Origin of the sequence: Kitasatospora saccharophila (assembly GCF_039529925.1) — a bacterium.
Taxonomy (GTDB): Bacteria; Actinomycetota; Actinomycetes; order Streptomycetales; family Streptomycetaceae; genus Kitasatospora; species Kitasatospora saccharophila.
In genome coordinates this window covers 1-24,573 of the sequence record NZ_BAAANS010000015.1, presented here as the reverse complement: position 1 = coordinate 24,573, position 24,573 = coordinate 1, and the positions used below count along the sequence as shown (strand labels likewise).

Genomic DNA, 24,573 nt, shown 5'->3' with positions numbered 1-24,573 from the left:
CGGGTCGGTCAGGAGGCCTGACTGACCGAGCTCATGTTGAAGTCGGGCACCCGGACCGGCGGCATCGCCGCCCGGGTGAACCAGTCGCCCCACTCGCGGGGCAGGCAGCGTTCGGTGCGGCCCACTTCGGTGATCCGGCCGAGCAGGTCCACCGGGGACTCGTTGAAGCGGAAGTTGTTGACGGCGCCGACCACCTCGCCGTGCTCGACCAGGTAGACGCCGTCCCGGGTGAGGCCGGTGAGCAGCAGGGTGGCCGGGTCGACCTCGCGGATGTACCAGAGGCAGGTGAGCAGCAGGCCGCGCTCGGTGCGGGCGACCATCTCCTCCAGCGTCGGCGCGCCGGGGGCGGCGGTCTCCAGCACCAGGTTGTCGACCGGCGGGGTGAGCGGGAGGCCGGCCAGGCCGGCGGAGTGCCGGGTGGTCAGCAGGTTGGCCAGCCGCCCGTCGCGCAGCCAGTCGGTGGCGGCCAGCGGGGAGCCGTTGTCGAACACCGAGTCGTTCTCGCCGGAGGAGTGCGCCAGCACGAACGGCGCGGCCTGCAGGCCGGGTTCGGCCGGGTCGGAGCGCAGGGTCAGCGGCAGCGGGCTGAGCCGCTCGCCGATCCGGGTGCCCCCGCCGGTCCTGGAGAACACCGAGCGGCCCTCCACCGCGTCCCGGGCGCCGGCCGACCAGGACAGGTAGACCATCAGGTCGGCGACGGCCGAGGGCGGCAGCAGCGTCTCGTAGCGCCCGGCGGGCAGGTCGACCTTCTTGCGGCCCCAGCCGAGGCGCCGGGTCAGGTCGGTGTGCAGGGCGGTGACGTCGACGTCGGTGAAGTCCCGGGTCGCGGCGCCGGCCCAGGCCGAGCCGGACAGGTCGGCGGTCTTGGCGTTCAGCTCGACGGTGCCGGTGGGCTGGTCGTGGCGCAGCCGCAGGCCGGTGGAGCTGCCCAGGTAGGAGGTGGTGCGCTCGTGCCGGGCGAAGCCGTACAGCAGCTCGCCGCCCGCCCGGGCCCGGGCGAACGCCTCGCCGAGGGCCGGGGCGAAGTCGGCGAACACGCCGATGTCGGTGGTCTCGGGGGCCTCGGTGAAGCGCGGGTCGGCGGCCCGGCCCGCGATCAGCGGCTGGGCGTCCTCGGCGGGCCCGGCGGCCCGGGCGGCGGCCTCGGCGGCGCGCACCAGCCGCTCGACCTCGTCCAGCGTGACGGCCTCCTGGGCGACCACGCCGGAGGCGGTGCCGGTGGCGCCGTCCGCGGTGGCGACCACGGTGAGGCGGCGGCCGCGGGTGACGCCGTTGGTGGTCAGGCCGTTGCCGGCCCAGCGCAGGTTGGCGGTGGACTCCTCGTCGGCGATCACCACGCAGCCGTCGGCGCGGGAGAGTTCGAGGGCGCGTTCCACCAGCTCGTGGGGGTGCGTGAGGGACATCAGTGACCCGCCTCCTGCTGGGTGTTGAGCACGTTGACCTGGCGGAACAGCGCGGACGGGCAGCCGTGGCTGACCGCGGCGACCTGGCCCGGCTGGGCCTTGCCGCAGTTGAAGGCCCCGCCGAGCACGTAGGTCTGCGGGCCGCCGACGGCGCTCATCGAGCCCCAGAAGTCGGTGGTGGTGGCCTGGTAGGCGAAGTCCTTGACCTGGCCCGCGAGTTCGCCGTTCCGGATGGCGTAGGCGCGCTGGCCGGTGAACTGGAAGTTGTACCTCTGCATGTCGATCGACCACGAACGGTCGCCGACGATGTACAGGCCGTTCTCCACCTGCGAGACCAGCCCGGAGGTGTCCGGCCCGTCGGCGGCCGGCTGGAGCGAGACGTTGGCCATCCGCTGCACCGGCACGTGCGCCGGGGAGTCCGCGTAGGCGCAGCCGTTCGAGCGCTCGAAGCCCTTCAACCGGGCCATCGGGCGGTCCAGTTGGTACCCGACCAGGACGCCGTCCCGGATCAGGTCCCAGGACTGGGTGGCCACCCCCTCGTCGTCGTAGCCGATGGTGGCCAGGCCGTGCTCGGCCGTCCGGTCGCCGGTGACGTGCATCAGCTCGGAGCCGTACTTCAGGCTGCCCAGCCGGTCGAAGGTGGCGAAGGAGGTGCCCGCGTAGGCGGCCTCGTAGCCCAGCGCGCGGTCCAGCTCGGTGGCGTGGCCGATCGACTCGTGGATGGTCAGCCACAGGTTGGACGGGTCGACCACCAGGTCGTAGCGGCCCGCGGCGACGCTCGGCGCCCGCATCTTCTCGGCCAGCAGCCCGGGCAGCTCGGCCAGTTCGGCCTCCCAGTCCCAGCCGACCCCGCGCAGGTACTCCCAGCCGCGGCCCGCGGGCGGCGCGATGGTGCGCATCGAGTCGAACGCGCCGGTGCGCTCGTCCACGCTGGTGGCCTCCAGCCAGGGGTGCAGGCGCACCCGCTGCTGGGTCGTCACCGTGCCCGCGGTGTCCGCGTAGAACTTGTTCTCCTGCACCGTCAGCACCGCGGCCGACACGTGCGACACGCCGTCGGCGGCCAGCAGCCGGGACGACCACTCGGCCAGCAGGCCGGTCTTCTCCGCGTCCGGCACGTCGAACGGGTCGACCTCGTACGCGGAGACCCACTCGGCGGCCGGGTACACCGGCTCCGGGGCCAGCTCCACCCGCTCGCCGGAGCCCGCCGCGCGGCTGATCCCGCCCGACAGCCGGGCCACCGCCACCGCCTGCTCGGCCACCGCCGCGGCCGCCCCCGGCGTCAGGTCGACCCCGGCCGCGAACCCCCAGGCGCCGTCCAGCAGGACCCGGACGGCGAAACCCAGCTGCACCGTGTCCGACGAGCCGGCCGGTCGGGCGTCCCGCAGCCGCCAGGACGCCGAACGGACCCGCTCCAGGCGGAAGTCGGCGTGCGACACCCCCAGCTGCCGGGCCCGGGACAGGGCCGCGTCCGCCAGCGGGCGCAACGGGTAGGAGAGGAACTGAGGGTCCAGCGCGGAGGGGGGCATCGGGCTCCCTGGGTCGAGGGTCGGGCGCGGCGGGCCGCCCCCGGCCGAGGGCGCACCCGCTCGCATCATCCCCGGCCGCAGGGCGTACGGCCAGCCAATATTCGCCGCGCCGCGCTGACGACCCGTCAGGCCCGGGTCAGACCAGGGACTCCCACCAGCCGTCCAGCTCCGGCGGGTTGGCCACCTCCACCCGCTGCCCCGGCCGCGGCACCGCCAGCGGCACGCCCTGCGCCTTCGCCTCCGCCAGCAGCCGCTCCACCGGCTCCGCCCACGGGTGCGGCGCCAGGTTGAAGGTGCACCAGTGGATCGGCAGCAGCAGCCCGCCGCGCAGCTCCAGGTGCGCCCGCACCGCCTCCTCCGGGTTCAGGTGGATGTCCGCCCAGGCCGGGTCGTACGCGCCGATCGCCATCAGCGCCGCGTCGAACGGGCCGTGCTGCTCGCCGATCCGGGCGAAGCCCTCGAAGTAGCCGGAGTCCCCGGTGAAGAACACCTTGCGCTCCGGGCCCGCCACCACCCAGGAACCCCACAGCGTGGTGTTCCGGGCCAGGCTGCGGCCGGAGAAGTGGTGCGCGGCCGTCAGCGTCAGCGTCAGCTCGCCGAGCGTGCAGGTCTCGTCCCAGTCCAGCTCGATGATCCGGTGCTCCGGCACGCCCCAGCGGCGCAGGTGGCCGCCGATGCCCAGCGGCACCGCGAACGGCGCCGACTGCAGCTCGACCAGGCGGCGCACCGTCGCCATGTCCAGGTGGTCGTAGTGGTCGTGCGAGATCAGCACCGCGTCCACCTGCGGCAGCTCCGCCAGCTCCACCGGCACCGGGTGCAGCCGCTTGGGGCCGGTCAGCCGCGAGGGCGAGCAGCGGTCCGACCAGACCGGATCCACCAGCACCCGGCAGCCGTCCAGCTCCAGCAGCGCCGAGGCGTGCCCGAACCAGGTCACCGCGACGCCCGCGGACGCCCCGCCGGAGACCTCGGGCACCGCCAGCGGCACCGGGGCGGTCGGCACCCGGCCCTCCTTCTCGAACAGCATCCGGCGCAGCGTCGCCCCGTCGGGCCGGCCCGGCGCCCCGGCCGCCAGCTCGGACGGCGCGTTGTGGAACACCCCGTCGCGGTACTGCGGGGACGCCCGCACCCGCGGGTCCGACGCGTCCGGCCGCCGCCCGAACTGGGCCGGCACCTCGCGCAGCGCCCACGCCGCCGCACCCGCCAGGGCCAGCGCCGCCAGCGCCGCCAGCCTGCGGCGGCCAGTCCGGCCAGGGTCTGCACCACTCATCGCGCCCGCTCCGATCGGTTCGCATCGCGTCGGCGCCCCGGTCCCTCCGGGGCACCCTCGGGGCAACGCCCGCCACCGGCCCGGCGTTCCCCCGCCTCCTCGATCCCCGTTGTGGGGATACGACAGTTCTCACCGGGCGCCCCTGTGGGAGGCGGCTTCGCCCGAGCTCGCACCCTACCGATAGCGTCGCAGGTGGGCTGCGCGCAGCCGCGCACGCACATCGGACGCACGTCGAGAGAATGAGGTGGACCCTTGAGCCGCTCGGTACTGGTCACCGGAGGCAACCGGGGCATCGGCCTGGCCATCGCCCAGAGCTTCGCCGAGGCGGGCGACAAGGTCGCGATCACCAGCCGCAACGGCGAGGTCCCGGCGGAGCTCGCCAAGTACGACGTCCTCGCGGTCCGCGCCGACATCACCGACGCCGCGCAGGTCGACGCCGCCTTCACCGAGGTCGAGGCCGCCCACGGCCCGGTCGAGGTGCTGGTCGCCAACGCCGGCATCACCAAGGACACCCTGCTGCTGCGCATGTCCGAGGAGGACTTCACCTCCGTCCTGGACACCAACCTCACCGGCACCTTCCGGGTCGTCAAGCGCGCCGCGGCGAAGATGCTGCGCGCCCGCAAGGGCCGGGTCGTGCTGATCTCCTCCGTGGTCGGCCTCAGCGGCTCCGCCGGACAGGTCAACTACGCCGCCTCCAAGGCCGGCCTGGTCGGCTTCGCCCGCTCCCTCGCCCGCGAACTCGGCTCGCGCAACATCACCGTCAACGTGGTGGCGCCCGGCTTCGTCGACACCGACATGACCGCCGTGCTCAGCGAGGAGCGACGCAAGGAGATCGTCTCCGGCGTCCCGCTGGGCCGCTACGCCGCCCCCGCCGAGATCGCCTCGGCCGTGCGGTTCCTGGCCTCCGACGAGGCCGCGTACATCTCTGGAGCCGTCATTCCCGTCGACGGCGGATTGGGCATGGGTCACTGAACCATGACTGGAATTCTCGAAGGCAAGCGCATCCTGATCACCGGCGTGCTGATGGAGTCCTCCATCGCCTTCCACACCGCGAGGCTCGCGCAGGAGCAGGGCGCCGAGATCATCCTCACCGCCTTCCCCCGGCCCAGCCTCACCGAGCGCATCGCCAAGAAGCTCCCCGCGCCCGTCAAGGTCCTGGAGCTCGACGTCTCCAGCGCCGAGCAGCTGGCCGGCATCGCCGACCAGGTCCGCGAGCACCTGCCCACCCTCGACGGCATCGTCCACTCGATCGGCTTCGCGCCGCAGGACGCCCTCGGCGGCAACTTCCTCGACACCCCGTGGGAGTCCGTCGCCACCGCGATGCACGTCTCCGCGTACTCCTTCAAGTCGCTCACCACGGCGCTGCTCCCGCTCATGCAGGACGGCGGCTCGGTGGTCGGCCTGACCTTCGACGCGCAGTTCGCCTGGCCGCAGTACGACTGGATGGGCCCGGCGAAGGCCGCCCTGGAGTCGACCAACCGCTACCTGGCCCGCTACCTCGGCTCGCGCGACATCCGCTGCAACCTGGTCTCGGCCGGCCCGATCGGCTCGATGGCCGCGAAGTCCATCCCCGGCTTCCCGGACCTCGCCTCCACCTGGGACACCCGCTCCCCGCTCAAGTGGAACCTCAGCGACCCGGAGCCGGCCGGCCGCGGCGTCGTCGCGCTGCTGAGCGACTGGTTCCCGAAGACCACCGGCGAGATCATCCACGTGGACGGCGGGCTGCACGCGATCGGCGCCTGAGCGCTCCGCTCCGGGCCGCTCCACCACGGGCGCGGCCGTCCCCTCCGGGGGGCGGCCGCGCCCTGTTTCACGGGGCCGGGAGACGCGTAACCAAGGGCTCGGGGAACGGCGAGTCCGGGTCTGCTGCGGGTTCACTGCCGGAGCGCGCATCGGCTTCCGGTTCTGTCCAAGACACGCAGCAGCACGAACACTCCGATGGGCTCCGGCCACCAGCAGCACGGGCTCGCCGTTCCCCGAGCCCCTGAATGCGCGCCCCTCCGAGCCCCTGATTTGTTCCCCCTTGTCAGCTCAGAGGTTCTCCGTCTTGCAGAAGCCGATGGCGCGGCCCGCCTCCTCGGCGGCCTTCTCGGGGTCGCCGTCGCGGATCGCGGTGAGGATCGCGGCGTGCGGGACCCAGCGGTGGGGGAGCAGGTCGGGGCCGACGTCGTGGCGGAGGTGGGCGCGCAGGACCTCGCCGAGGTCGGCGTAGAGGGCGGCCAGCACGTCGTTGTGGGCGGCGGCGACCACGGCCTGGTGGAAGGCGGCGTCGGCCTGGACGAAGTCCTCCGGGTCGCCGGCGTGCCAGGCCGCGTCGCGGCGTTCCAGGGCGGCGTCGAGGAGTTCGAGGTCGCGCGGGGTGCGGCGGAGGGCCGCGAAGCCGGCGGCGGAGGTCTCCAGGGTGGAGCGCAGTTCGGCGACCTGGTCCTGGTCGGCGTCGGCGAAGCGGCGGTGCATGACGCCCGCCAGTTCGCTGGTGGCGAGGACGTAGGTGCCGGAGCCCTGGCGGATGTCGAGCAGCCCGTTGTGGGCGAGGGCCCGGACGGCCTCGCGGACGGTGTTGCGGGCGACGCCGAGCTGGTCGACGAGCTCCGCTTCGGTGGGGATGCGTGATCCCACCGGCCACTCGCCGGAGGTGATCTGGGCCCGGAGCTGGGCGATCACCTGGTCGGAGAGCGGGGTGCGGCGAGTGGTCGACAGCGCCAAGGCGGGTGCTCCTTCTGTGGTCTACGTCATCAGGATACCGGGGTGCAGTAAGTCATCCCATGATTCTATGATTACGCCATGTCTACCGCAGCAGACCCCTCCGCCACCGAGACCGCGAGCCGCCCGCCAGCCACACCGTCCACCACGAGCACCACCCCCGGCGCCGCACCTGCCGCTCCCGCCGCACCGGCCGCCCGGAACGCCGCCGCCGTCCTGCTCGCCGTCGCGGTGGCCGCCGCCGCGGTGAACCTGCGCCCCGTGGTGACCAGCCTGGGCGCGCTGCTCGACCCGGTCCGCGACGGGCTGGGGATGAGCGCCACGACGGCCGGGCTGCTGGCCGCGGTGCCGCCGCTGTGCTTCGCGGCGCTGGGCGCCTGCGCGCCGGGCCTGGCCCGCCGGACGGGCCCGATCGCCGTGGTGACGGCCGCCATGGCGGCGATCGCGGCGGGCGTGCTGGCCCGCTCGTTCACCGGCTCCGCCGCGGTGTTCCTGCTGCTGACCGCGGTGGCGCTGGCCGGGGTGGCGCTGGCGAACGTGCTGATCCCGGTGGTGATCAAGCGGTACTTCCCGGACCGGGTCGCGCCGATGATCGGCCTGTACTCGATGGCGCTGTCGGTGGGCACCTCGCTGGCCGCCGCCACCACCGTCCCGCTGACGGACGCGATGGGCGGCAGCTGGCGGCTCGGCCTGGGCGTCTGGGGCCTGCTCGCGGTGGCCGCCCTGGCGGTCTGGCTGGTGGTGCTGTTCGCCCGCCGGGAGCGGCCCGGCGCGGCCGCGCCGGCCCCGGCGCCCGTCCAGGCGAAGCTGCCGATCCTGCGCAGCCGCACCGCGTGGGCGCTGGCCGCGTTCTTCGGACTGCAGTCCACCAGCGCGTACGGCGCGATGGGCTGGCTGCCGAAGATCTACCACGACGCCGGGGTCTCGGAGTCCGCGTCCGGCGTGCTGCTGGCCGTGGTGATGGCGGTCAGCGTGCCGGTCTCCTTCCTGCTGCCGAACCTGGCGGCCCGGCGCGGCGACCAGCGGCTGTACGTGGTGGTGCTGGGCCTGTGCGGGATCGCCGGCTTCCTCGGGCTGATGCTCGCGGCCGGCACCGTGCCGTGGCTGTGGGCGGTGCTGGTCGGCCTGTCGATGTGCGCGTTCCCGCTGGCGCTGACCATGCTCGGCCTGCGCGCCCGCACCCCGGGCGGGGTGGCCCAGCTGTCGGCGTTCGCGCAGAGCCTCGGCTACCTGATCTCCATCCCGGGCCCGATCCTGATGGGCGCGCTCTACCAGCGCACCGGCCAGTGGTACCTGCCGCTGGGCCTGCTGGCGCTGCTGCTGGTGCCGCAGATGCTGGTCGGCCTGCGCGCGGCCAGGGCCCGGCACATCGAGGACGAGGCGGTCGGTTAGGCTCGGCGGCATGCCAGTACTGGACCCCGACCCGCAGGGCGGGCAGAAGAAGCTGCTGCAGATGCTCGGCCTGATCGCCGCCATCGTGGTCGTCATCGGGATCGTCGCGACCGTCGCGAACGCGATGGGCTGAACCGCTCGCCGGTGCGGGTTCCGGGCAGCTGCCACCCCTGCGGGTGGCAGCTGCCCGGACCACGCGACCAGGCGGCGGTTTTCTGCGAAGCTCTAGGGGTATGAGCGCCGACACCCCCCGTAGGATCATCGTCCTCCGCCACGCCCGGGCCGACTGGCCCAACCAGGTCAGCGACCACGACCGCCCGCTCGCCGACCGCGGCCGCGGCCAGGCCACCGACGCGGGCCGCTGGCTGGCGGACTCCGGGGTCAACCCCGACCACGTGCTGTGCTCCACCGCGCTGCGGACCAGGGAGACCTGGAAGCTGGTCGCCCACGAGCTGCCCAAGCGGGCCCGGAGGACGGTCTACGAGGACCGGGTGTACGAGGCCCAGCCCGGTCGGCTGATCGAGGTCATCCAGGAGACCCCCGAGGAGCACGCCGACCTGCTGCTGGTCGGCCACAACCCCGGCGTGCTCGGCCTCACCCAGGTGCTGGCCGGCGACGAGGGCGACACCGAGGCGCTCAACCGGCTGCGCCTGAACGGCTTCCCGCCCGCGGCGGTGGCGGTGCTCAGCTTCGCGGGCCCGTGGAAGCTGGTGGAGCCCGGGGTGGCCCGGCTCGACTCGTACTTCATGCCGCAGGACTGAGCGCCGCCGGCCCGCCCCGGACCGGGCGCCGGGCCGGGCGGCAACGGCGAGGGGGCGGGGTCCGCACGCGGACCCCGCCCCCTCGCCGTGCGCGCGGGTCAGTCCCCGGTGGGCGCGCCGTCGAGCTCGTCGGCGGCCTCGACCTCCTCGCGGGTCACCCCGAGCAGGTACAGCACGGTGTCCAGGAACGGCACGTTCACGGCGGTGTCGGCCTGCTCGCGGACCACCGGCTTGGCGTTGAACGCGACGCCGAGACCGGCCGCGTTCAACATGTCGAGGTCGTTGGCGCCGTCGCCGATCGCCACCGTCTGCTCCAGCGGCACCCCGGCCCGCTCGGCGAAGCGGGCCAGCCAGCGCGCCTTGCCCGCCCGGTCGACGATCTCGCCGGTGACCCGGCCGGTGAACTTCCCGTCCTCGATCTCCAGCGTGTTGGCGGCCGCGAAGTCCAGGCCCAGGCGCTCCACCAGGTGGTCGGTGACCTGGGTGAACCCGCCGGAGACGATCGCCACCTGGTAGCCGAGCCGCTTCAGGGTGCGGATCAGCGTCCGGGCGCCCGGGGTCAGCCGGACCTCGGAGCGGACCTTCTCGGTGATCCCCGCGTCCAGCCCGGCCAGCAGCGCCACCCGGGCGCGCAGCGACTCGGCGAAGTCCAGCTCGCCGCGCATCGCCTGCTCGGTCACCGCGGCGACCTGCTCCTCGCAGCCCGCGTGGGCCGCGAACAGCTCGATCACCTCGTCCTGGATCAGGGTGGAGTCCACGTCCATCACGATCAGGCGCTTGGCCCGCCGGTGCAGGCCCGCCCGGACCACCGCGATGTCCACCCGCTGGACCGCGGCCTCCGCCGCCAGCACCCCGCGCAGCTCCTCGGTGGGCACCCCCGAGATGGTCAACTCCACCGCCGTCACCGGGTACTTGGCGAGCCGGAAGACCCGGTCGATGTTGCCGCCGGCCTCCGAGACCCGGGTCGACAGCGCCGCCACCGCGGCCGCCGTCAGCGGGTTCCCGAGCACCGTCACGTGCGAACGGCCCTCGCCGCGCGAACGGTTGTCGCCGGTGCCGGAGATGACCTCGGCCTGGAGCTTGTGCTCCTCCGCCCAGCGGTGCACCGTCACCCGCAGCGCGCCCTCCGCGCCCGGCGCCGCCGGGGGGGTGACCAGCGCGCACAGCGTTATCCGGCCACGGGTGACCACCTGCTCGATGTCGATCACCTCGACGCCGAAACCGGCCAGCCGGTCGAACAGGCCGGCGGTGATCCCGGGGCGGTCCTTGCCGAACACCTTGACCAGCAGCGTGCGCTCGGCGTCGGTGCTCACGGGCGGCGCGGCGGAAAGGGCCTGAGCGGCCTGATCGATTGCGTTCATGGTGACCCCCACGCTACCCGGCCCGGCACCGCCCCGACCGCAGGCGTCCGCGAGGTGGGACACCCGCCGGAACGCCCGCCGGAACGTCCCGCCGCGGCCCCGGGCCGGTCGCCGGGCGGTCACAGAACGGCAGCCCGACTTCCGAGTACACCGGGGGGGCTGGAATGATCCTCCTGTCAGATGCAACATCCTGGGGGACCGGAGATCGGGGCGGGCGGAGAGTTGCCGCAACTCGTACTTGAAATCGACGGCCGGCAGCGGGTACTCGAACCCGGCCGCGCCTACACCATCGGCCGTGACCCGGCCTCGGACTTTCCGTTCGACGACGCCCGGGTCTCCTGGCGGCACGCCAGCCTGAGCTTCGACGGCGCGAGCTGGCAGCTCGCCGACCACGGCTCCACCAACGGCACCTTCGTCGCCGGGGCCCGGGTCGCCCAGACCGCGCTCCACCCCGGCACCGTCGTGCACCTCGGCAACGGCCAGAACGGGCCCCGGCTCGCCTTCACGGCGCCCGCCGCGGCCCCCGCCCCGCAGGGCGGCATCCACGAGGCCGCCACCAGCCGGGCCCCCGGCCCGCAGCAGGGCCAGGCCCCGTTCCAGCAGCCGCAGTTCGGGCCCGGCCCGGCCGCCGCCGCGGGCCACCGGCCGCCGCCGGTCGAGCAGCCGATCCCGCAGGGCTGGGACGCACCCACCCCGCGCCCCGGCTTCCCCCAGCAGCAGGCCGCCGCCCCCGTGCCGCAGCAGTTCCAGCCGCCGGTGCAGCAGCCGCCCGTGCCGCAGCAGTTCCAGCCGCCGGTGCAGCAGCCCCCGGTGCAGCAGCAGTTCCCGCCGCAGCAGCAGGCCGCCCCGGCCCCGGTCGGCGGCCTCGGCAACCCGACGATGATCCGCAGCCTGGCCGGCGGCCGCACCATCCGGATCGGCCGCGCGCTCGACAACGACATCGTGGTCTCCGACCTCCAGGTCTCCCGCCACCACGCGGAGCTGCGCCAGCTCCCGGACGGCCGCTGGGAGATCGTCGACCTCGGCAGCCACAACGGGATCTTCCTCAACGGCCAGCCCACCCGCCGGCAGCTGATGGGCCCGCAGGACCGGCTCACCGTCGGCCACTCCTCCTTCGTGCTGGTCGGCGACCAGCTGCAGGAGTACGTCGACAACGGCGCCGTCTCCTTCTCCGCCCACCACCTGACCGTCGAGGTCGACTTCAAGGGCGGCAAGAAGGTCCTGCTCAACGACGTCAGCTTCTCCGTCCCGGAGAAGTCCCTGGTCGCGGTGATCGGCCCGTCCGGCTCCGGCAAGTCCACCCTGCTGCGCGCCCTCACCGGCTACCGCCCCGCCGACCGCGGCGACGTGCTGTACGACGGCCGCAACCTGTACCGCCAGTTCGCCGAACTGCGCTCCCGGATCGGCCTCGTCCCGCAGTCCGAGATCCTGCACAAGGAACTCACCGTCCGCACCGCCCTCAAGTACGCGGCCCGGCTGCGCTTCCCCGGCGACACCGAGGCCGCCGAGCGCGAGCGCCGGATCGACGAGGTGCTGTACGAGCTGCGCCTGGACAAGCGCGCCGACAACCGGATCACCGCCCTCTCCGGCGGCCAGCAGAAGCGCGTCTCGGTCGCCCTGGAGCTGCTCACCAAGCCCTCGCTGATCTTCCTGGACGAGCCCACCTCCGGCCTCGACCCGGGCATGGACCGCGAGGTCATGCAGACCCTGCGCGGCCTCGCCGACGACGGCCGCACCGTCCTGGTCGTCACCCACTCGGTCGCCGAACTCGCGCTCTGCGACCGCCTGCTGGTGATGGCCCCCGGCGGTTCGGTGGCCTACTTCGGCCCGCCCGGCGAAGCCCTGCACTTCTTCGGCTACGAGACCTGGGCCGACGTCTTCCAGGCGTTCGAGAACTACCCGGACCACGACTGGGCCGGCCGCTACCGCAGCTCCGTCCACTACCAGCAGTACTCGGCCAACGTGGACGCCGTCGCCTCCAAGGTCCACCAGCCCAACACGCTCAACCAGCTGCGCCCGCCCAAGCCGCAGAGCTGGGGCTCCCAGCTGTGGACGCTGATCCGCCGCTACCTGGCGGTGATCGCCTCCGACAAGGGCTTCATCGCGCTGTCCGTGATCCTGCCACTGGTCCTCGGCGCGGTCTCCGCGGTCATCCCCGACAAGTGCGGCCTGGCCGCCTGCGACACCGGGTCCCACCGCAACGACGCGGCCCGGCTGATCCTGATGGTCGTCGCGTTCTCCGCCTGCCTGGCCGGCTCGGCGAACTCGGTCCGCGAACTCATCAAGGAACGCGCGATCTACGAACGGGAACGCGCCACCGGCCTGTCCCGCTCGGCCTACCTGGCCTCGAAGTTCATCGTGCTCGGCGCGATCAGCTTCCTGCAGGGCGGGCTGATCTCCGCGATCGCCTTCAAGGTCCGCAAGCTCCCCGCCGAGGGCCTGATCCTCAAGCACCTGCCCGCGGCCGAGATGTCCGTCGGCGTGATCCTGCTCAGCTTCACCTCGATGATGGTCGGCCTGGCGATCTCCTCGCTGGTCAAGACCGCCGAGAAGACCATGCCCCTGCTGGTCATGTTCGCCATCGTCCAGATGGTCTTCACCGGCGCGATCTTCCAGCTCTTCGACAAGCCCGGCCTCGAACAGCTCGCCTGGCTGATGCCCGCCCGCTGGGGCGTCGCCGCCAGCGGCAACACCCTCGACCTGGCGCACACCTCCCCGGTCGTGATCGCCAAGCCGCCGGAGACCGCCCCGCTGGACTCCCTCTGGGACCACTCCGCGGGCATGATGTTCCTCAACTGGACCGCGATGATCCTCATCTCGGTCGGCCTGGGCCTCGCCATCCAGCGCTTCCAGAAGCGCCACGAGCCCGACGTCATGCAGAACGGCTGAGCGGGTTCCCGCAGGCCGGGGCCGGGAGCGACACCAGTCGCTCCCGGCCCCGGCCGTTTCCCGGCCGGGTGCGGGCCTCCCGTCCTAGGTCTCGCGCCCGAGGCGCCCGCCGTGATCACGGCGGTAGCCTCGGGCGCATGGACAGTCCCCGGTGCGACCCGTCGCTGCAGGCGATCGAAGCGGTCAGCGCGGCGGTGCTGGCGATGTCCCGGCCGCTGGAGGTGCGGGAGGTGCTGCGCCGGATCACCGCCTCCGCCCGGACCCTGCTGGGGGCCGAGTACGCCGCGCTCGGGCTGCCGGACGACCACGGCGGGTTCGCCCAGTTCGTGGTGGACGGGGTGAGCGACGAGCAGTGGCGGGCGATCGGCCCGCTGCCGCGCCAGCACGGGGTGCTGGCCTCGATGCTGCACGACCGCGAACCGACCCGGCTGACGGACGTCCGCACCGCCCCCGCGTTCGGCGGCTGGCCGGACGCCCACCCGGACATGACCGACTTCCTCGGCATGCCGATCATGGACGAGGACGAGATCGCCGGCGCCCTGTTCCTCGCCAACAAGCCCGGCGGCTTCACCGAGCAGGACGAGGAACTGCTCCGGATCCTGGTCGCGCACGCCGCCCTCGCCCTCGGCAACGCCCGGCTCTACGAGCGCAGCCGCGAACTCACGCTGTCCGGCGAGCGCGCCCGGATCGCCCACGACCTGCACGACGCCGTCTCGCAGAAGCTCTTCTCGCTGCGGCTGACCGCCCGCGCCGCCGCCACGCTGGTCGACCGGGACCCGGCCCGGGCCCGCGACAACCTGGCCGAGGTGGCCCGGCTCGCCGCCGAGGCGGCCGACGAACTGCGGGCCGTGGTGATCGAGTTGAGGCCCGCCGCGCTGGAGGAGGACGGCCTGGTGGCCACCCTGGCCTCGCAGGTCCAGGTGCTGGACCGGGCGCACAGCGCCAAGGTCGCCTTCACCGCCGCCGGCGTCCGCGCGCTGCCCGCCGCCCAGGAGGCGGCCGTGCTGCGGGTCGCCCAGGAGGCGCTGCACAACGCGCTGCGGCACGCCGGGGCGGGCGGCGTCGAGGTCACCCTGACCGGCACCGCCGGCCGCGGCGTGCGGCTGACCGTCCGGGACGACGGCCGCGGCTTCGACCCCGAGTCGGTGCGCCGGGCCGGCCGCCACCTCGGACTGGTGTCGATGCGCGACCGGGCCGCCGCGGTGGGCGGCCGGCTGTCCCTGGAGTCCGCCCCGGGCCGGGGCACCCTGGTCGAGATGGAGGTTCCCGGTGCCTGACACCACGCCACCGATCCGCGTGCTGCTGGTGGACGACCACCAGGTGGTCCGGCGCGGCCTGCGCACCTTCCTGGAGGTGCAGGAGGACATCGAGGTGGTCGGCGAGGCCGCCGACGGCGCCGAGGCCGTCGAGCAGGCCGACCGGCTCGCCCCCGACGTGGTCCTGATGGACCTCAAGATGCCCAAGGTGGACGGCATCGAGGCGCTGCGCCTGCTGCGCGAGCGCGGCAGCGCCGCCCGGGTGCTGATCGTCACCAGCTTCACCGAGCACCGCACCGTGGTCCCGGCGCTGCGGGCCGGCGCCGCGGGCTACGTGTACAAGGACGTCGACCCGGAGGCGCTGGCCGGGGCGATCCGCTCGGTGCACGCCGGACACGTCCTGCTGCAGCCCGAACTGGCCGCCGCGCTGCTCGCCGAGGACGTCCCGGCCCCGCCGCAGGGCCGCGGCGGCTCCCTCACCGACCGCGAGCGCGAGGTGCTCTCGCACATCGCCGACGGCCGCTCCAACCGGGAGATCGCCCGCACCCTGCACCTGTCGGAGAAGACGGTCAAGACGCACGTGTCGAACATCCTGATGAAACTGGACGTCGCCGACCGCACCCAGGCCGCCCTGTGGGCGGTCCGCAACCAGCCGCAGCGGTAGGCGCTCAACGCCGCTCGTCCACCGCCGCGTTGTACGCCGCGACCTGGGCCCGCCGGGCGGTGCGGTCCAGCGGGGCCAGGGTCTCCCGCCGGGCGGCCATCTCGGAGGCGGAGACCGCCGCCCCGTGCCCGCCCGCGGCGATGTGCAGCAGCGCGGACACCTGCCGGGCCGACTCCAGCACCCGCACCGCGCGCTGCGGGTAGCCGGGTGCGAGCGGCTCGCGGTGGCCCCGCCGGCGGAAGGAGTCCAGGGCGCGCAGCGCCTCCGGCCCGGCCCCAGCCACGTCGAGCCGGACCAGCGCGGCGGTGGCCTGCCGCAGCCCGTCGGCGAGTTCGCGCTCGGCCTCGTCCAGCGAGGGCACGTCGGCGGGCGGCGCGTCGTTCACCGGCAGGCACTGCCACAGCACCCGCACGCCCTGGTCGCCCGCGGGCCCGTACACCTCGACCTCCGGCACCAGCCCGTACGGGACGCCGACCACCAGGACGGCCTCGCCGGCGCCCAGCGCCAGCGCGTTGAAGGAGGCCGGCCCGGTCAGCCCGAGCGGGTGCCCGGCCACCGGGAGGGCCAGCCGCAGGCCCTTCGCGCCCAGCGAGCGCAGCCGCCCGAGTGCCCAGGTGAGGCCGTGCAGCGAGTCGGGCGCCTCGCCCGGCAGGCCGGTCACCCGGTGGGCGTCGTCGGTGCCCTGGACGGCGGCGGCCGCGTCGTCGGGGGAGGCGGCCCCGGCCAGCAGCGCGTTGCCCCAAGCGGTGAGCCGCCCCGAACGGGGTTCTTGGTACGGATTGTCGGCAGGAGTGGCGAGCATCGGACCAGCCTACGGACAAGCGCGCCGGGCGGGTGGCGTAGGTTTGCCCTGACACATGGTGGACCGCACCCCGAGGACCGAACGCCCAGGTCCACGGACGGCCGGATTCTTGCATTTGGGGAAGGCGTAGGCATGAGCGACGTGCTGGAGCTGGTGGACGTTTCCGTGGTCCGGGAGGGGCGCGCGCTCGTCGATCACGTGTCCTGGACGGTCAAGGAGGGCGAGCGCTGGGTGGTGCTCGGCCCGAACGGTGCGGGCAAGACCACGCTGCTCCAGATCGCCGGCGCGTACCTGTTCCCGAGCTCGGGCGAGGCCGTGGTGCTCGGCGAGAAGCTCGACCAGGTCGACGTCTTCGAGCAGCGCGCCCGGATCGGCCTGGCCAGCGCCGCGATGTACGAGAAGCTGCCGGTCGGGCAGACCGTGCTGGAGACCGTCCTCACCGCCGCCTACGGGCAGACCGTGCACGGCAAGGAGACCTACGAGGACTCCGACGAGTCCCGCGCGCTGCTCCTGCTCGACCTGCTCGGCATGGCGAGCTTCACCGGCCGCAAGTTCGGCTCCCTCTCCGAGGGCGAGCGCAAGCGCACCCTGATCGCCCGCGCCCTGATGACCGACCCCGAGCTGCTGCTGCTCGACGAGCCCGCCGCGGGCCTCGACCTCGGCGGCCGCGAGGACCTGATCCGCCGGCTCGCCGCGCTCGCCCGGGACGAGTACGCGCCGTCCATGGTGATGGTCACCCACCACGTGGAGGAGATCGTCCCCGGCATGACCCACGTGCTGATGATCCGCCAGGGCAAGGTGCTGACGGCCGGTCCGATCGAGTCCACCCTCACCGCCCGCAACCTCTCGCACTGCTTCGGCCTGCCGCTGACCCTGGAGCAGCGCGGCGACCGGTGGACCGCGCAGGGCTTCCCGCTCGGCTGAGACCCGCCCGCCCGGACCCGGTCCGGTCGGATCCCGCCCGGCCCCGCGCGCCCCGTTCCGCGCGGCCGGATCGCGTCCCCCGAGGCGAACGTCGGGAACCGGTCGCACACACGGCCGGTTTCCGCCGCCCCACCTGCGGGAAGCTACGCGGGGAGAGCCTCGACTTCCCTAGGATGGAGCCCGTGGACAGCTGGATCTGGTGGCTGCTGCTCGCCGTCGCGCTGGGCATACCGCTGGTGGTCACCGCGATGCCCGAGTTCGCCATGTTCGCGATCGGCGCCGGCGCGGCCGCGCTGACGGCCGGTCTGGGCGGCGGCACGGTCCCGCAGTTCCTGGTGTTCGTCGCGGTGTCGGCGGCGCTGCTGGTGTTCGTGCGCCCGATCGCCTACCGCCAGCTCAAGAAGGGCCCGGGCTACCGCACGGGCGTGGAGGCGCTGACCGGCGCCACCGCAGTGGTACAGGAAACAGTCGACGGGGGAGAGGGCGGGCGGATCAAGCTGAACGGCGAGATCTGGTCGGCCCGCGCGCTCCACCCGGGTTCGGTGTTCGAGCCGGGGCAGCAGGTCGACGTCGTCGAAATCCAGGGCGCGACCGCCCTGGTCGTCTAGGGGAGAAGCGTTGGAACCCGTCCTCATCGTCTTGATCGTCCTGGTCGTGGTGGCCTTCATCGCCCTGATCAAGACGATCCAGGTGATCCCGCAGGCCAGCGCGGCCATCGTGGAGCGCTTCGGCCGCTACACCCGCACCCTGAGCGCCGGCCTGAACATCGTCGTCCCGTTCATCGACACCATCCGCAACCGGATCGACCTGCGCGAGCAGGTCGTCCCGTTCCCGCCGCAGCCCGTCATCACCTCGGACAACCTGGTCGTCAACATCGACACCGTCATCTACTACCAGGTGACCGACCCGCGCGCCGCGACCTACGAGGTGGCCAGCTACATCCAGGCCATCGAGCAGCTCACCGTCACCACCCTGCGCAACATCATCGGCTCGATGGACCTCGAATCCACCCTGACCTCCCGCGAGGTCATCAACGCCGGTCTGCGCGGCGTGCTGGACGAGGCCACCGGCCGCTGGGGCATCCGGGTCAACCGGGTCGAGCTGAAGGCGATCGAGCCGCCGACCTCCATCCAGGACTCGATGGAGAAGCAGATGCGCGCCGACCGCGACAAGCGCGCCGCGATCCTCACCGCCGAGGGCGCCCGGCAGGCCCAGATCCTGCGCGCCGAGGGCGAGAAGCAGGCCGCCGTGCTCCAGGCCGAGGGCGAGGCGCAGGCCGCCGTCCTGAAGGCCGACGGTGAGGCCGCCGCGATCCGCACCGTCTTCGAGGCCATCCACGAGGGCGACGCCGACCAGAAGCTGCTCGCCTACCAGTACCTGCAGACCCTGCCCGAACTCGCCAAGGGCGACGCCAACAAGCTGTGGATCATCCCCAGCGAGGTCGGCGACGCGCTCAAGGGCCTCGGCGGCGCCTTCCAGGGCGCGGTCGGCGGCGGCGCCACCCCGGCGGCCCCCGCCGTCCAGCCGCCCGCCGCCCGGGTCCCGGTCGACCCGGCGACCGGCCCCCGCCCGGTGGACACCGAGAACAAGACCGCCCGCCCCCGGGTCGAGCCCACCCGCCAGTACCCCAAGATCGACGAGTAACCCCCGCGAGCCCCGTACGGGCCCCGGCCGACCACGCGTCGGCCGGGGCCCGCACCCGTTTCCGCACCCGTTTCCGCAGCCGTTCCGCGACCCGCCGCGCCCGTCCGCACCCGTTCCGCATGGCGGACCACCCCTCGCCAAGCCGCGTGCCGCTCCGGCATGATCGTCCGGCGCATGACAGCAGCCAACGAGGGGGAAGCCGATGACACTGTGGGAGATGACCGCCGTCCTGCTGGCCGGGGTCGCCGCCGGAGCCATCAACACCATCGTCGGCTCCGGCACCCTGATCACCTTCCCGGTCCTGCTCGCCGTCGGCCTGCCCCCCGTCACCGCCAACGTCTCCAACTCGCTCGGCCTGGTCCCCGGCTCACTGGCCGGAGCCATCGGCTACCGCGCCGAACTCGCCGGACAGCGCCACCGACTGCTGCGCTTCGGCACCGCCTCCCTCACCGGCGGACTCACCGGCGCCGTCCTGCTGATCACCCTCCCCGGCAGCGCCTTCGAAGCGGTCGTCCCCGTCCTCATCCTCACCGCCCTGGTCCTGGTCGTCCTGCAACCCCGGGTCGCCCGCGCGATGGCCGCCCGCCGCGCCGCCGGCACCTCCGCCCCCGCCACCGACGGCGGCTGGCTGCTGCTCGCCTGCATCGGGCTCACCGGCGTCTACGGCGGCTACTTCGGCGCCGCCCAGGGCGTCCTGCTGCTCGCCCTGATGGGCATGCTGCTCCCCGACGACCTCCAGACGATCAACGGGATCAAGAACGTCCTCGCGGTGATCGTCAACGGCGTCGCCGCGGTCTTCTTCCTGTTCACCGCCACCATCGACTGGACCGCCGCCCTGCTGATCGCCGCCGGCGCCACCCTCGGCGGCGTGCTCGGCGCCCGGATCGGCCGCCGGCTCCCGCCGATCGCGCTGCGCGCCCTGATCGTGGTGGTCGGCCTCGCCGCCGTCACCAAGCTGCTGTTCTTCTGACCCCGGGCACCCGGCGACGTAGGCTCGGCCGTGAGACCCGGAACCCGGACGGAGCCCGCCATGAGCCGCACCCGCCTCAACGAGGAACAGATCGCCAACGCCCTCGCCGACCTCCCGCAGTGGACCCGCACCGGCGAGGCGATCACCCGGACCGCCGAGACCGCGAGCTTCCCCACCGCCGTCAAGGTGGTCGACGCCGTCGCCGAACAGGCCGAGGCGCTCGACCACCACCCCGACATCGACATCCGCTGGCGCACCCTGACCTTCCTCCTCACCACCCACAGCGCGCACGGCCTGACCAGCCTCGACATCACGCTCGCCCACCTCATCGACCGCGCCCTCGACGACGCCGCCTGACCGCACCGCCCCCGACCCCGCGAAACCCCGGCAGAACCCGTTCCCGGGCCATGAGATGCTGGCTGCTTGCCAGACCGCAGTCGGGACGGACGGAACGCATGGCTCAGGAACCTCCCACGACCCCCGGGTACGACCAACAGCCCTGGTACCCCCAGCCGCAGGGCTACCCGGAGCAGCAGCAGGCGTACGGTCAGCAGCCCTTCCCGCAGCAGCAGCAGGGCTACCCGGACCAGCAGCAGGCGTACGGCTACCCCCAGCAGCAGGGCTACGCCGACCCGCAGCAGCAGGGCTACGGCTACCCGGAGCAGCAGCAGGCGTACGGTCAGCAGCCCTTCCCGCAGCAGCAGCAGGGCTACCCGGACCAGCAGCAGGCGTACGGCTACCCCCAGCAGCAGACCGGCTACCAGGACCAGGCCGCCCAGCAGCTCTACGCGCCCGCCGAGCCCGGCCCGAACCCGTTCGACGCCCCCGGCCCGTTCGACGCCCCGCAGTCGCAGTCGCAGCCGCAGTCCGCGCCGTACGAGGCGGCCGCCGCCCCGGCCGCCGAGGCCGGGCCCGTCACCGCCACCGACTACCCGCACACCAGCGCCGAGGACCCGTTCGCCCCCGGCGGTGACGGCGTGTCAGCGTCCGCCGCCGGCAGTGCCGGTGACGGCGGACCGGAGCGGGCGGCGGCCGCCCCGCGCGGGTTCGCCGCCAAGGCCCGCGCCGCGGTGCTCTCCGGCGAGGGCGCCCCCAGCCGCCGCGGCCTGGCGATCCGGGTCGGCGCGGGCGTCGCCGCCCTCGCCGTGCTGATCACCGCGGGCGTGCTCGCGGTGTCCGGCGAGGACGAGGACAAGCCCGCCGACAAGGCCGCCCCGGGCGGCCCGCAGAACATCTCCGTCGCCCACGCCAAGTCCTGGACCGTCGCCGCCGACCCCGGCACCGGCGGCGACCAGGGCACCGACGACACCCTGGTCGGCAGCTGGCTGCTGGCCGACGCCGTGGTCCGCGCCGACGGCACCGGCGTGCACGCCTACGGCCTCGCCGACGGCAAGCCCACCTGGACGCTCAAGGCCCCCGCCGACGGCGCCGTCCCCTGCGGCCTCTCCCCGGCCGTCAACGGCTCCGGCCTCGGCGCGGTGGTCTACCGCCCCGCCGCCGACCCGAAGAGCCCGTGCAGCACCGTCGCCGCCGTCGACACCGAGTCCGGCCAGGCGGTCTGGACGAAGACGCTCTCCGACACCAAGGACAGCTACGCCACCCACGTCTCCGTCACCGAGGACAAGGTGGTCGCGGTGGGCGAGGACAAGGCGTACGCCTGGGGCGTCGCCGACGGCGCCGAGGCGTGGCAGTACGGCGGCCAGGGCAAGTTCTGCCGGCTGTCCGGCAGCGCCGGGGCCTCCGTCGTGCTGCTGCACAGCCACTGCGCCGACTCCACCCCCGGCGACCAGGCCGTCGCGCTCAACGTCGGTGACGGCAAGGTCAAGTACTGGCGGGGCCTGAACAACCAGCCCACCACCGTCACCGTGCTCTCCGCCGAACCCGCCGTGGTGCTCACCACCGGCGCGAAGCCCGAGGACGAGCGGGTGTTCGCCTGGGGCGCGGAGGGCGACCCGGCGGTGGAGATCCCGACCGCGGTCGAGGGCGGCGGCCGCCTGGACGTCGACAACGGCGGCTTCGCCGCCGTCCCCGGCGTCTACTTCCAGGGCAGCAGCATGTTCGCCGCCGTCGTCCCCGGCGGGGGCGGCAGCCCCACCGCGATCGCCGCGTACGACCTCGGCACCGGCAAGCAGCAGTGGCGCACCCCCATCGCGGAGAAGGGCAAGGCCCACCCGGCGGGGGTGGACGCCGACGGCCTGCTGCTCTCCGTCGACGAGCGCGCCGACCAGCCCGCCCACCTCAGCCGCTTCGCGCTCTCCGACGGCAAGGAGACCCAGGGCGGCGCCTTCCCGCAGGGCACCGGCTCGCTGCTCTCGGCCGGCCGGCTGCACACCGCCACCGGGAAGCTGGTGGCCGTCCCCGAGCACGCCTCCCACTACAGCGCCGCCACCGCCTTCGCCAGCAAGGGCTGAGCACCCCCGCCCCGCCCGGCCCCGCGCGCACGCCGACGGGCCCGACCTGTCCCCTGATCAGGTCGGGCCCGTCGGCCGTTCACACGCCCGCGACCGCCTGCCGGTCCTCCGGCCGCTCCGGCAGCCAGGCCGCCAGCTCGCCCAGCTCACCGGCCCGCAGCCCGAGCGCGAGCATCAGCGTCGCCTCCGGCGTCGGCTCGAACGGACGCCGCAGCAACCGCATCCCGGCCTGTTCCGGCGTCCGGTCCGCCTTGTGCTGGTTGCACTCCGCGCAGGCCGCCACGGTGTTCAGCCAACTGTCCGCTCCACCACGGGACTTGGGGAACAGGTGGTCCACCGTGGTGCCCCGCCGCCCGCAGTACGCGCAGCGGAACTGGTCCCGCGCCAGCACCCCCCGCCGCGACCACGGCGCCCGTTGTCGGAACGGCACCCGCACGTACCTGGTCAGCCTGATCACCCGCGGCACCGGCAGCCGCACCCCCGAACCGCGCACCACCCGCAGCGGGTGCGCCTGCTCGACCACCGCCTTGTCCTGCAGGACCAGCACCACGGCACGGCGCAGCGGCACCGTGCTCAACGGTTCGTAGCTCGCGTTCAGGACAAGGGTGTTGCGCATAACGGGCCACCTCCGGCGCTCGCCCGCCGCACGGCGGTGGCACCACTGTGAACGCCCGCACCCCGCCGAACAACGGAATTTCCGCCCCCGCCCACCGACCTGCACCGGAACCCCGGGACCCCGAGCGCGTAGGCTCTACCCCGCTGGAACCGTCCAGGCGCCCCGCCCGCCCCCGGGCAACCGCGCCGGACCCCCGACCGAAGGAGACGCGGGACCGTGACCGACATCGTCGACGAGCTGCAGTGGCGCGGGCTGATCGCCCTGTCCACTGACGAGGACGCACTGCGCAAGGCGTTCGCGGACGGCCCGGTCACGTTCTATTGCGGCTTCGACCCGACCGCCCCCAGCCTGCACCTCGGCAACCTGGTCCAGATCCTCACCATGCGCCGCATCCAGCAGGCCGGGAACCTCCCGCTCGGCCTGGTCGGCGGCGCCACCGGCCTGATCGGCGACCCCAAGCCCACCGCCGAGCGGGTCCTCAACGACCCCGAGACGGTGGCCGGCTGGGTCGAGCGCCTGCGCGGCCAGGTCGCCCGCTTCCTCGACTTCGAGGGCGAGTACGCCGCCCGCATGGTCAACAACCTGGACTGGACGTCCGGCATGTCGGCCATCTCGCTGCTCCGCGACGTCGGCAAGTACTTCCGCGTCAACAACATGATCGCCAAGGAGGCGGTGGCCCGCCGCCTCAACTCCGACGCGGGCATCAGCTACACCGAGTTCAGCTACCAGATCCTCCAGGGCATGGACTTCCTGGAGCTGAACCGCCGCTACGACTGCACCCTGCAGACCGGCGGCAGCGACCAGTGGGGCAACCTCACCGCCGGCACCGACCTGATCCGCAAGGCCGAGGGCCGCTCCGTGCACGCCCTCGCCACCCCGCTGATCACCAAGGCCGACGGCACCAAGTTCGGCAAGACCGAGTCCGGCACCGTCTGGCTCGACCCCGAGCTCACCACCCCCTACGCCTTCTACCAGTTCTGGCTGAACGCCGACGACCGCGACGTCGCCAAGTTCCTGCGGATCTTCTCCTTCCGCAGCCGCGAGGAGATCGAGCAGCTCGAACGCGACACCGCCGAACGCCCCGCCGCCCGCCTCGCCCAGCGCGCCCTCGCCGAGGAACTCACCACCCTCGTCCACGGCGCCGACCAGTACGAGCGCGCCGTCGCCGCCTCCAAGGCCCTCTTCGGCCAGGGCGACCTCGCCGACCTCGAACCCGCCACCCTGGCCGCGGCCCTCGCCGAGGTCCCGAAGGCCACGGTCACCGAACTCGGCCAGATCGTCGACCTGCTGGTCGAATCCGGCCTGGCCCCCAGCCGCTCCGCTGCCCGCCGCACCATCAAGGAGGGCGGCGCCTACCTCAACAACGCGAAGGTCGCCGACGAGGAAGCCGTCGCCACCGCCGACGACCTGCTGCACGGCCGCTGGCTCGTCCTCCGTCGCGGCAAGCGCAACCTCGCCGCCGTCGAACTCGCCGGCGCCTGACGACGCACGGAGCCGGCCGAACGCCCGTACCGGCTCCGCACAGGTCGTCAAGTGTCCTGAAATGGACCGGGCTTGACCTGCGAACACGGTGAACAGGGGCCGGATCCAGCCAGATCCGGCCCCGTCGTGTTTGACTCGCCCGCTCCGGTGACCTAACGTAGTCCGAGTCGCCTGAACCGGTTGGAACCGGGAGGCGGAACCCCCCAAACCCTGATGAGCGATTCGTCGCGCGTCCATTCGGATTCCGGATGGAAAAGCGGACCGAATAACTCTGGTAGAGTTCGGGAGCGCCGAAAGGCAAAAGCGAATCGGATCGAATGAAACTCCGGAAAACGGAGCGGAAAACCTCTGATAAGCTGGGAACACGAAAGAACGAAGCGCCCGGAGATACGGTCGGAAGGCCGGTCGAAGGAAGCATCCGTTCCTTGAGAACTCAACAGCGTGCCAAAAGTCAACGCCAGATATGTTGACATCCCCGGCCAGCCGGTATCGGTTGGTTGGA

General features: G+C 73.5%; 22 protein-coding genes. 15 read left to right on the top strand and 7 right to left on the bottom strand.

Annotated features, from left to right (window positions below):
* Window positions 1-8: 8 nt before the first annotated feature.
* From ABD345_RS13320 to ABD345_RS13310, 3 genes are all read right to left on the bottom strand, one after another.
* The gene (locus tag ABD345_RS13320; protein WP_344552214.1) at window positions 9-1,403 is read right to left on the bottom strand and encodes a metallopeptidase TldD-related protein; all 1,395 of its coding nucleotides are present in this window, start codon (window positions 1,401-1,403) and stop codon (window positions 9-11) included.
* A complete protein-coding gene (locus tag ABD345_RS13315) occupies window positions 1,403-2,929 on the bottom strand; it encodes a TldD/PmbA family protein (protein ID WP_344552213.1) in 1,527 nt (508 codons plus the stop codon). Before ABD345_RS13315 ends, ABD345_RS13320 begins: the two co-directional genes overlap by 1 nt.
* 136 nt (window positions 2,930-3,065) lie before the next feature.
* Entirely contained in the window at window positions 3,066-4,196 is a 1,131-nt protein-coding gene (locus tag ABD345_RS13310) for an MBL fold metallo-hydrolase (protein ID WP_344552212.1), read from the bottom strand.
* A gap of 252 nt (window positions 4,197-4,448) precedes the next feature.
* On the opposite strand from ABD345_RS13310, the gene fabG reads away from it, so the two are divergent.
* Together fabG and fabI are read left to right on the top strand one after the other, a co-directional pair.
* On the top strand, window positions 4,449-5,168 hold the full coding sequence (fabG, locus tag ABD345_RS13305; RefSeq protein WP_344552211.1) for a 3-oxoacyl-[acyl-carrier-protein] reductase: 720 nt from the start codon (window positions 4,449-4,451) through the stop codon (window positions 5,166-5,168).
* Window positions 5,169-5,171: 3 nt separating this feature from the next.
* A complete protein-coding gene (fabI, locus tag ABD345_RS13300; RefSeq protein WP_344552210.1) occupies window positions 5,172-5,939 on the top strand; it encodes an enoyl-ACP reductase FabI in 768 nt (255 codons plus the stop codon).
* Between the two features lie 288 nt (window positions 5,940-6,227).
* On the opposite strand, the gene ABD345_RS13295 is transcribed toward fabI, so the two are convergent.
* The gene (locus ABD345_RS13295; RefSeq protein ID WP_344552209.1) at window positions 6,228-6,902 is read right to left on the bottom strand and encodes a FadR/GntR family transcriptional regulator; all 675 of its coding nucleotides are present in this window, start codon (window positions 6,900-6,902) and stop codon (window positions 6,228-6,230) included.
* A gap of 78 nt (window positions 6,903-6,980) precedes the next feature.
* On the opposite strand from ABD345_RS13295, the gene ABD345_RS13290 reads away from it, so the two are divergent.
* From ABD345_RS13290 to ABD345_RS13280, 3 genes are all read left to right on the top strand, one after another.
* Window positions 6,981-8,291 carry an MFS transporter gene (locus ABD345_RS13290; protein ID WP_344552208.1) on the top strand — a complete coding sequence of 437 codons (1,311 nt, stop codon included), beginning with the start codon at window positions 6,981-6,983 and terminating at the stop codon, window positions 8,289-8,291.
* Between the two features lie 10 nt (window positions 8,292-8,301).
* The gene (locus tag ABD345_RS13285) at window positions 8,302-8,424 is read left to right on the top strand and encodes an SGM_5486 family transporter-associated protein (protein ID WP_344552207.1); all 123 of its coding nucleotides are present in this window, start codon (window positions 8,302-8,304) and stop codon (window positions 8,422-8,424) included.
* A 100-nt stretch (window positions 8,425-8,524) separates the two neighbouring features.
* Window positions 8,525-9,052, top strand: a complete 528-nt coding sequence (locus ABD345_RS13280; RefSeq protein ID WP_344552206.1) for a SixA phosphatase family protein — start codon at window positions 8,525-8,527, stop codon at window positions 9,050-9,052.
* 98 nt (window positions 9,053-9,150) lie between these two features.
* Here the strand turns inward: ABD345_RS13280 and serB are convergent, their stop codons facing one another.
* Window positions 9,151-10,413, bottom strand: a complete 1,263-nt coding sequence (gene serB, locus ABD345_RS13275; RefSeq protein ID WP_344552205.1) for a phosphoserine phosphatase SerB — start codon at window positions 10,411-10,413, stop codon at window positions 9,151-9,153.
* Between the two features lie 180 nt (window positions 10,414-10,593).
* Between serB and ABD345_RS13270 the strand changes: the two genes are divergently transcribed.
* The 3 genes from ABD345_RS13270 to ABD345_RS13260 all read left to right on the top strand — a co-directional run bounded on the left by ABD345_RS13270 (window position 10,594) and on the right by ABD345_RS13260 (window position 15,222).
* On the top strand, window positions 10,594-13,302 hold the full coding sequence (locus ABD345_RS13270; RefSeq protein WP_344552204.1) for an FHA domain-containing protein: 2,709 nt from the start codon (window positions 10,594-10,596) through the stop codon (window positions 13,300-13,302).
* A 137-nt stretch (window positions 13,303-13,439) separates the two neighbouring features.
* Entirely contained in the window at window positions 13,440-14,579 is a 1,140-nt protein-coding gene (locus ABD345_RS13265) for a GAF domain-containing sensor histidine kinase (protein WP_344552203.1), read from the top strand.
* Entirely contained in the window at window positions 14,572-15,222 is a 651-nt protein-coding gene (locus tag ABD345_RS13260) for a response regulator (protein WP_344552202.1), read from the top strand. The genes ABD345_RS13265 and ABD345_RS13260 overlap by 8 nt, the downstream gene beginning before the upstream one ends.
* Before the next feature lie 4 nt (window positions 15,223-15,226).
* Here ABD345_RS13260 and ABD345_RS13255 read toward each other — a convergent pair whose 3' ends face one another.
* Window positions 15,227-16,024 carry a hypothetical protein gene (locus ABD345_RS13255; protein WP_344552201.1) on the bottom strand — a complete coding sequence of 266 codons (798 nt, stop codon included), beginning with the start codon at window positions 16,022-16,024 and terminating at the stop codon, window positions 15,227-15,229.
* Window positions 16,025-16,156: 132 nt separating this feature from the next.
* On the opposite strand from ABD345_RS13255, the gene ABD345_RS13250 reads away from it, so the two are divergent.
* The 6 genes from ABD345_RS13250 (at window position 16,157) to ABD345_RS13225 (ending at window position 21,973) form a co-directional block, all read left to right on the top strand.
* A complete protein-coding gene (locus ABD345_RS13250; RefSeq protein ID WP_344552200.1) occupies window positions 16,157-16,948 on the top strand; it encodes an ABC transporter ATP-binding protein in 792 nt (263 codons plus the stop codon).
* A gap of 173 nt (window positions 16,949-17,121) precedes the next feature.
* Entirely contained in the window at window positions 17,122-17,556 is a 435-nt protein-coding gene (locus ABD345_RS13245) for an NfeD family protein (RefSeq protein ID WP_344552199.1), read from the top strand.
* 10 nt (window positions 17,557-17,566) lie between these two features.
* A complete protein-coding gene (locus ABD345_RS13240) occupies window positions 17,567-18,592 on the top strand; it encodes an SPFH domain-containing protein (protein WP_344552198.1) in 1,026 nt (341 codons plus the stop codon).
* 202 nt (window positions 18,593-18,794) lie between these two features.
* Window positions 18,795-19,562, top strand: coding sequence for a sulfite exporter TauE/SafE family protein (locus tag ABD345_RS13235; RefSeq protein WP_344552197.1), 768 nt, complete (start codon window positions 18,795-18,797; stop codon window positions 19,560-19,562).
* 60 nt (window positions 19,563-19,622) lie between these two features.
* Window positions 19,623-19,919, top strand: coding sequence for a 4a-hydroxytetrahydrobiopterin dehydratase (locus ABD345_RS13230; RefSeq protein ID WP_344552196.1), 297 nt, complete (start codon window positions 19,623-19,625; stop codon window positions 19,917-19,919).
* Window positions 19,920-20,017: 98 nt separating this feature from the next.
* Window positions 20,018-21,973, top strand: a complete 1,956-nt coding sequence (locus ABD345_RS13225; protein WP_344552195.1) for an outer membrane protein assembly factor BamB family protein — start codon at window positions 20,018-20,020, stop codon at window positions 21,971-21,973.
* Window positions 21,974-22,052: 79 nt separating this feature from the next.
* Here ABD345_RS13225 and ABD345_RS13220 read toward each other — a convergent pair whose 3' ends face one another.
* Window positions 22,053-22,589, bottom strand: coding sequence for an HNH endonuclease (locus ABD345_RS13220; protein WP_344552194.1), 537 nt, complete (start codon window positions 22,587-22,589; stop codon window positions 22,053-22,055).
* A gap of 216 nt (window positions 22,590-22,805) precedes the next feature.
* On the opposite strand from ABD345_RS13220, the gene tyrS reads away from it, so the two are divergent.
* Window positions 22,806-24,071, top strand: coding sequence for a tyrosine--tRNA ligase (gene tyrS / locus ABD345_RS13215; protein WP_344552193.1), 1,266 nt, complete (start codon window positions 22,806-22,808; stop codon window positions 24,069-24,071).
* The last annotated feature ends 502 nt before the right edge of the window (window positions 24,072-24,573 follow it).

Excerpts from the sequence above, each read along its gene's own strand:
- ABD345_RS13280 (WP_344552206.1), top strand. The coding sequence starts at position 8,525 with ATGAGCGCCGACACCCCCCGTAGGATCATCGTCCTCCGCCACGCCCGG.
- ABD345_RS13315 (WP_344552213.1), bottom strand. The coding sequence starts at position 2,929 with ATGCCCCCCTCCGCGCTGGACCCTCAGTTCCTCTCCTACCCGTTGCGC.
- ABD345_RS13245 (WP_344552199.1), top strand. The coding sequence starts at position 17,122 with ATGGAGCCCGTGGACAGCTGGATCTGGTGGCTGCTGCTCGCCGTCGCG.
- ABD345_RS13235 (WP_344552197.1), top strand. The coding sequence starts at position 18,795 with ATGACACTGTGGGAGATGACCGCCGTCCTGCTGGCCGGGGTCGCCGCC.
- ABD345_RS13265 (WP_344552203.1), top strand. The coding sequence starts at position 13,440 with ATGGACAGTCCCCGGTGCGACCCGTCGCTGCAGGCGATCGAAGCGGTC.
- ABD345_RS13225 (WP_344552195.1), top strand. The coding sequence starts at position 20,018 with ATGGCTCAGGAACCTCCCACGACCCCCGGGTACGACCAACAGCCCTGG.
- ABD345_RS13250 (WP_344552200.1), top strand. The coding sequence starts at position 16,157 with ATGAGCGACGTGCTGGAGCTGGTGGACGTTTCCGTGGTCCGGGAGGGG.
- ABD345_RS13320 (WP_344552214.1), bottom strand. The coding sequence starts at position 1,403 with ATGTCCCTCACGCACCCCCACGAGCTGGTGGAACGCGCCCTCGAACTC.
- serB (WP_344552205.1), bottom strand. The coding sequence starts at position 10,413 with ATGAACGCAATCGATCAGGCCGCTCAGGCCCTTTCCGCCGCGCCGCCC.
- ABD345_RS13270 (WP_344552204.1), top strand. The coding sequence starts at position 10,594 with ATGCAACATCCTGGGGGACCGGAGATCGGGGCGGGCGGAGAGTTGCCG.
- ABD345_RS13310 (WP_344552212.1), bottom strand. The coding sequence starts at position 4,196 with ATGAGTGGTGCAGACCCTGGCCGGACTGGCCGCCGCAGGCTGGCGGCG.
- ABD345_RS13230 (WP_344552196.1), top strand. The coding sequence starts at position 19,623 with ATGAGCCGCACCCGCCTCAACGAGGAACAGATCGCCAACGCCCTCGCC.
- ABD345_RS13290 (WP_344552208.1), top strand. The coding sequence starts at position 6,981 with ATGTCTACCGCAGCAGACCCCTCCGCCACCGAGACCGCGAGCCGCCCG.
- ABD345_RS13285 (WP_344552207.1), top strand. The coding sequence starts at position 8,302 with ATGCCAGTACTGGACCCCGACCCGCAGGGCGGGCAGAAGAAGCTGCTG.
- ABD345_RS13255 (WP_344552201.1), bottom strand. The coding sequence starts at position 16,024 with ATGCTCGCCACTCCTGCCGACAATCCGTACCAAGAACCCCGTTCGGGG.
- fabI (WP_344552210.1), top strand. The coding sequence starts at position 5,172 with ATGACTGGAATTCTCGAAGGCAAGCGCATCCTGATCACCGGCGTGCTG.
- ABD345_RS13220 (WP_344552194.1), bottom strand. The coding sequence starts at position 22,589 with ATGCGCAACACCCTTGTCCTGAACGCGAGCTACGAACCGTTGAGCACG.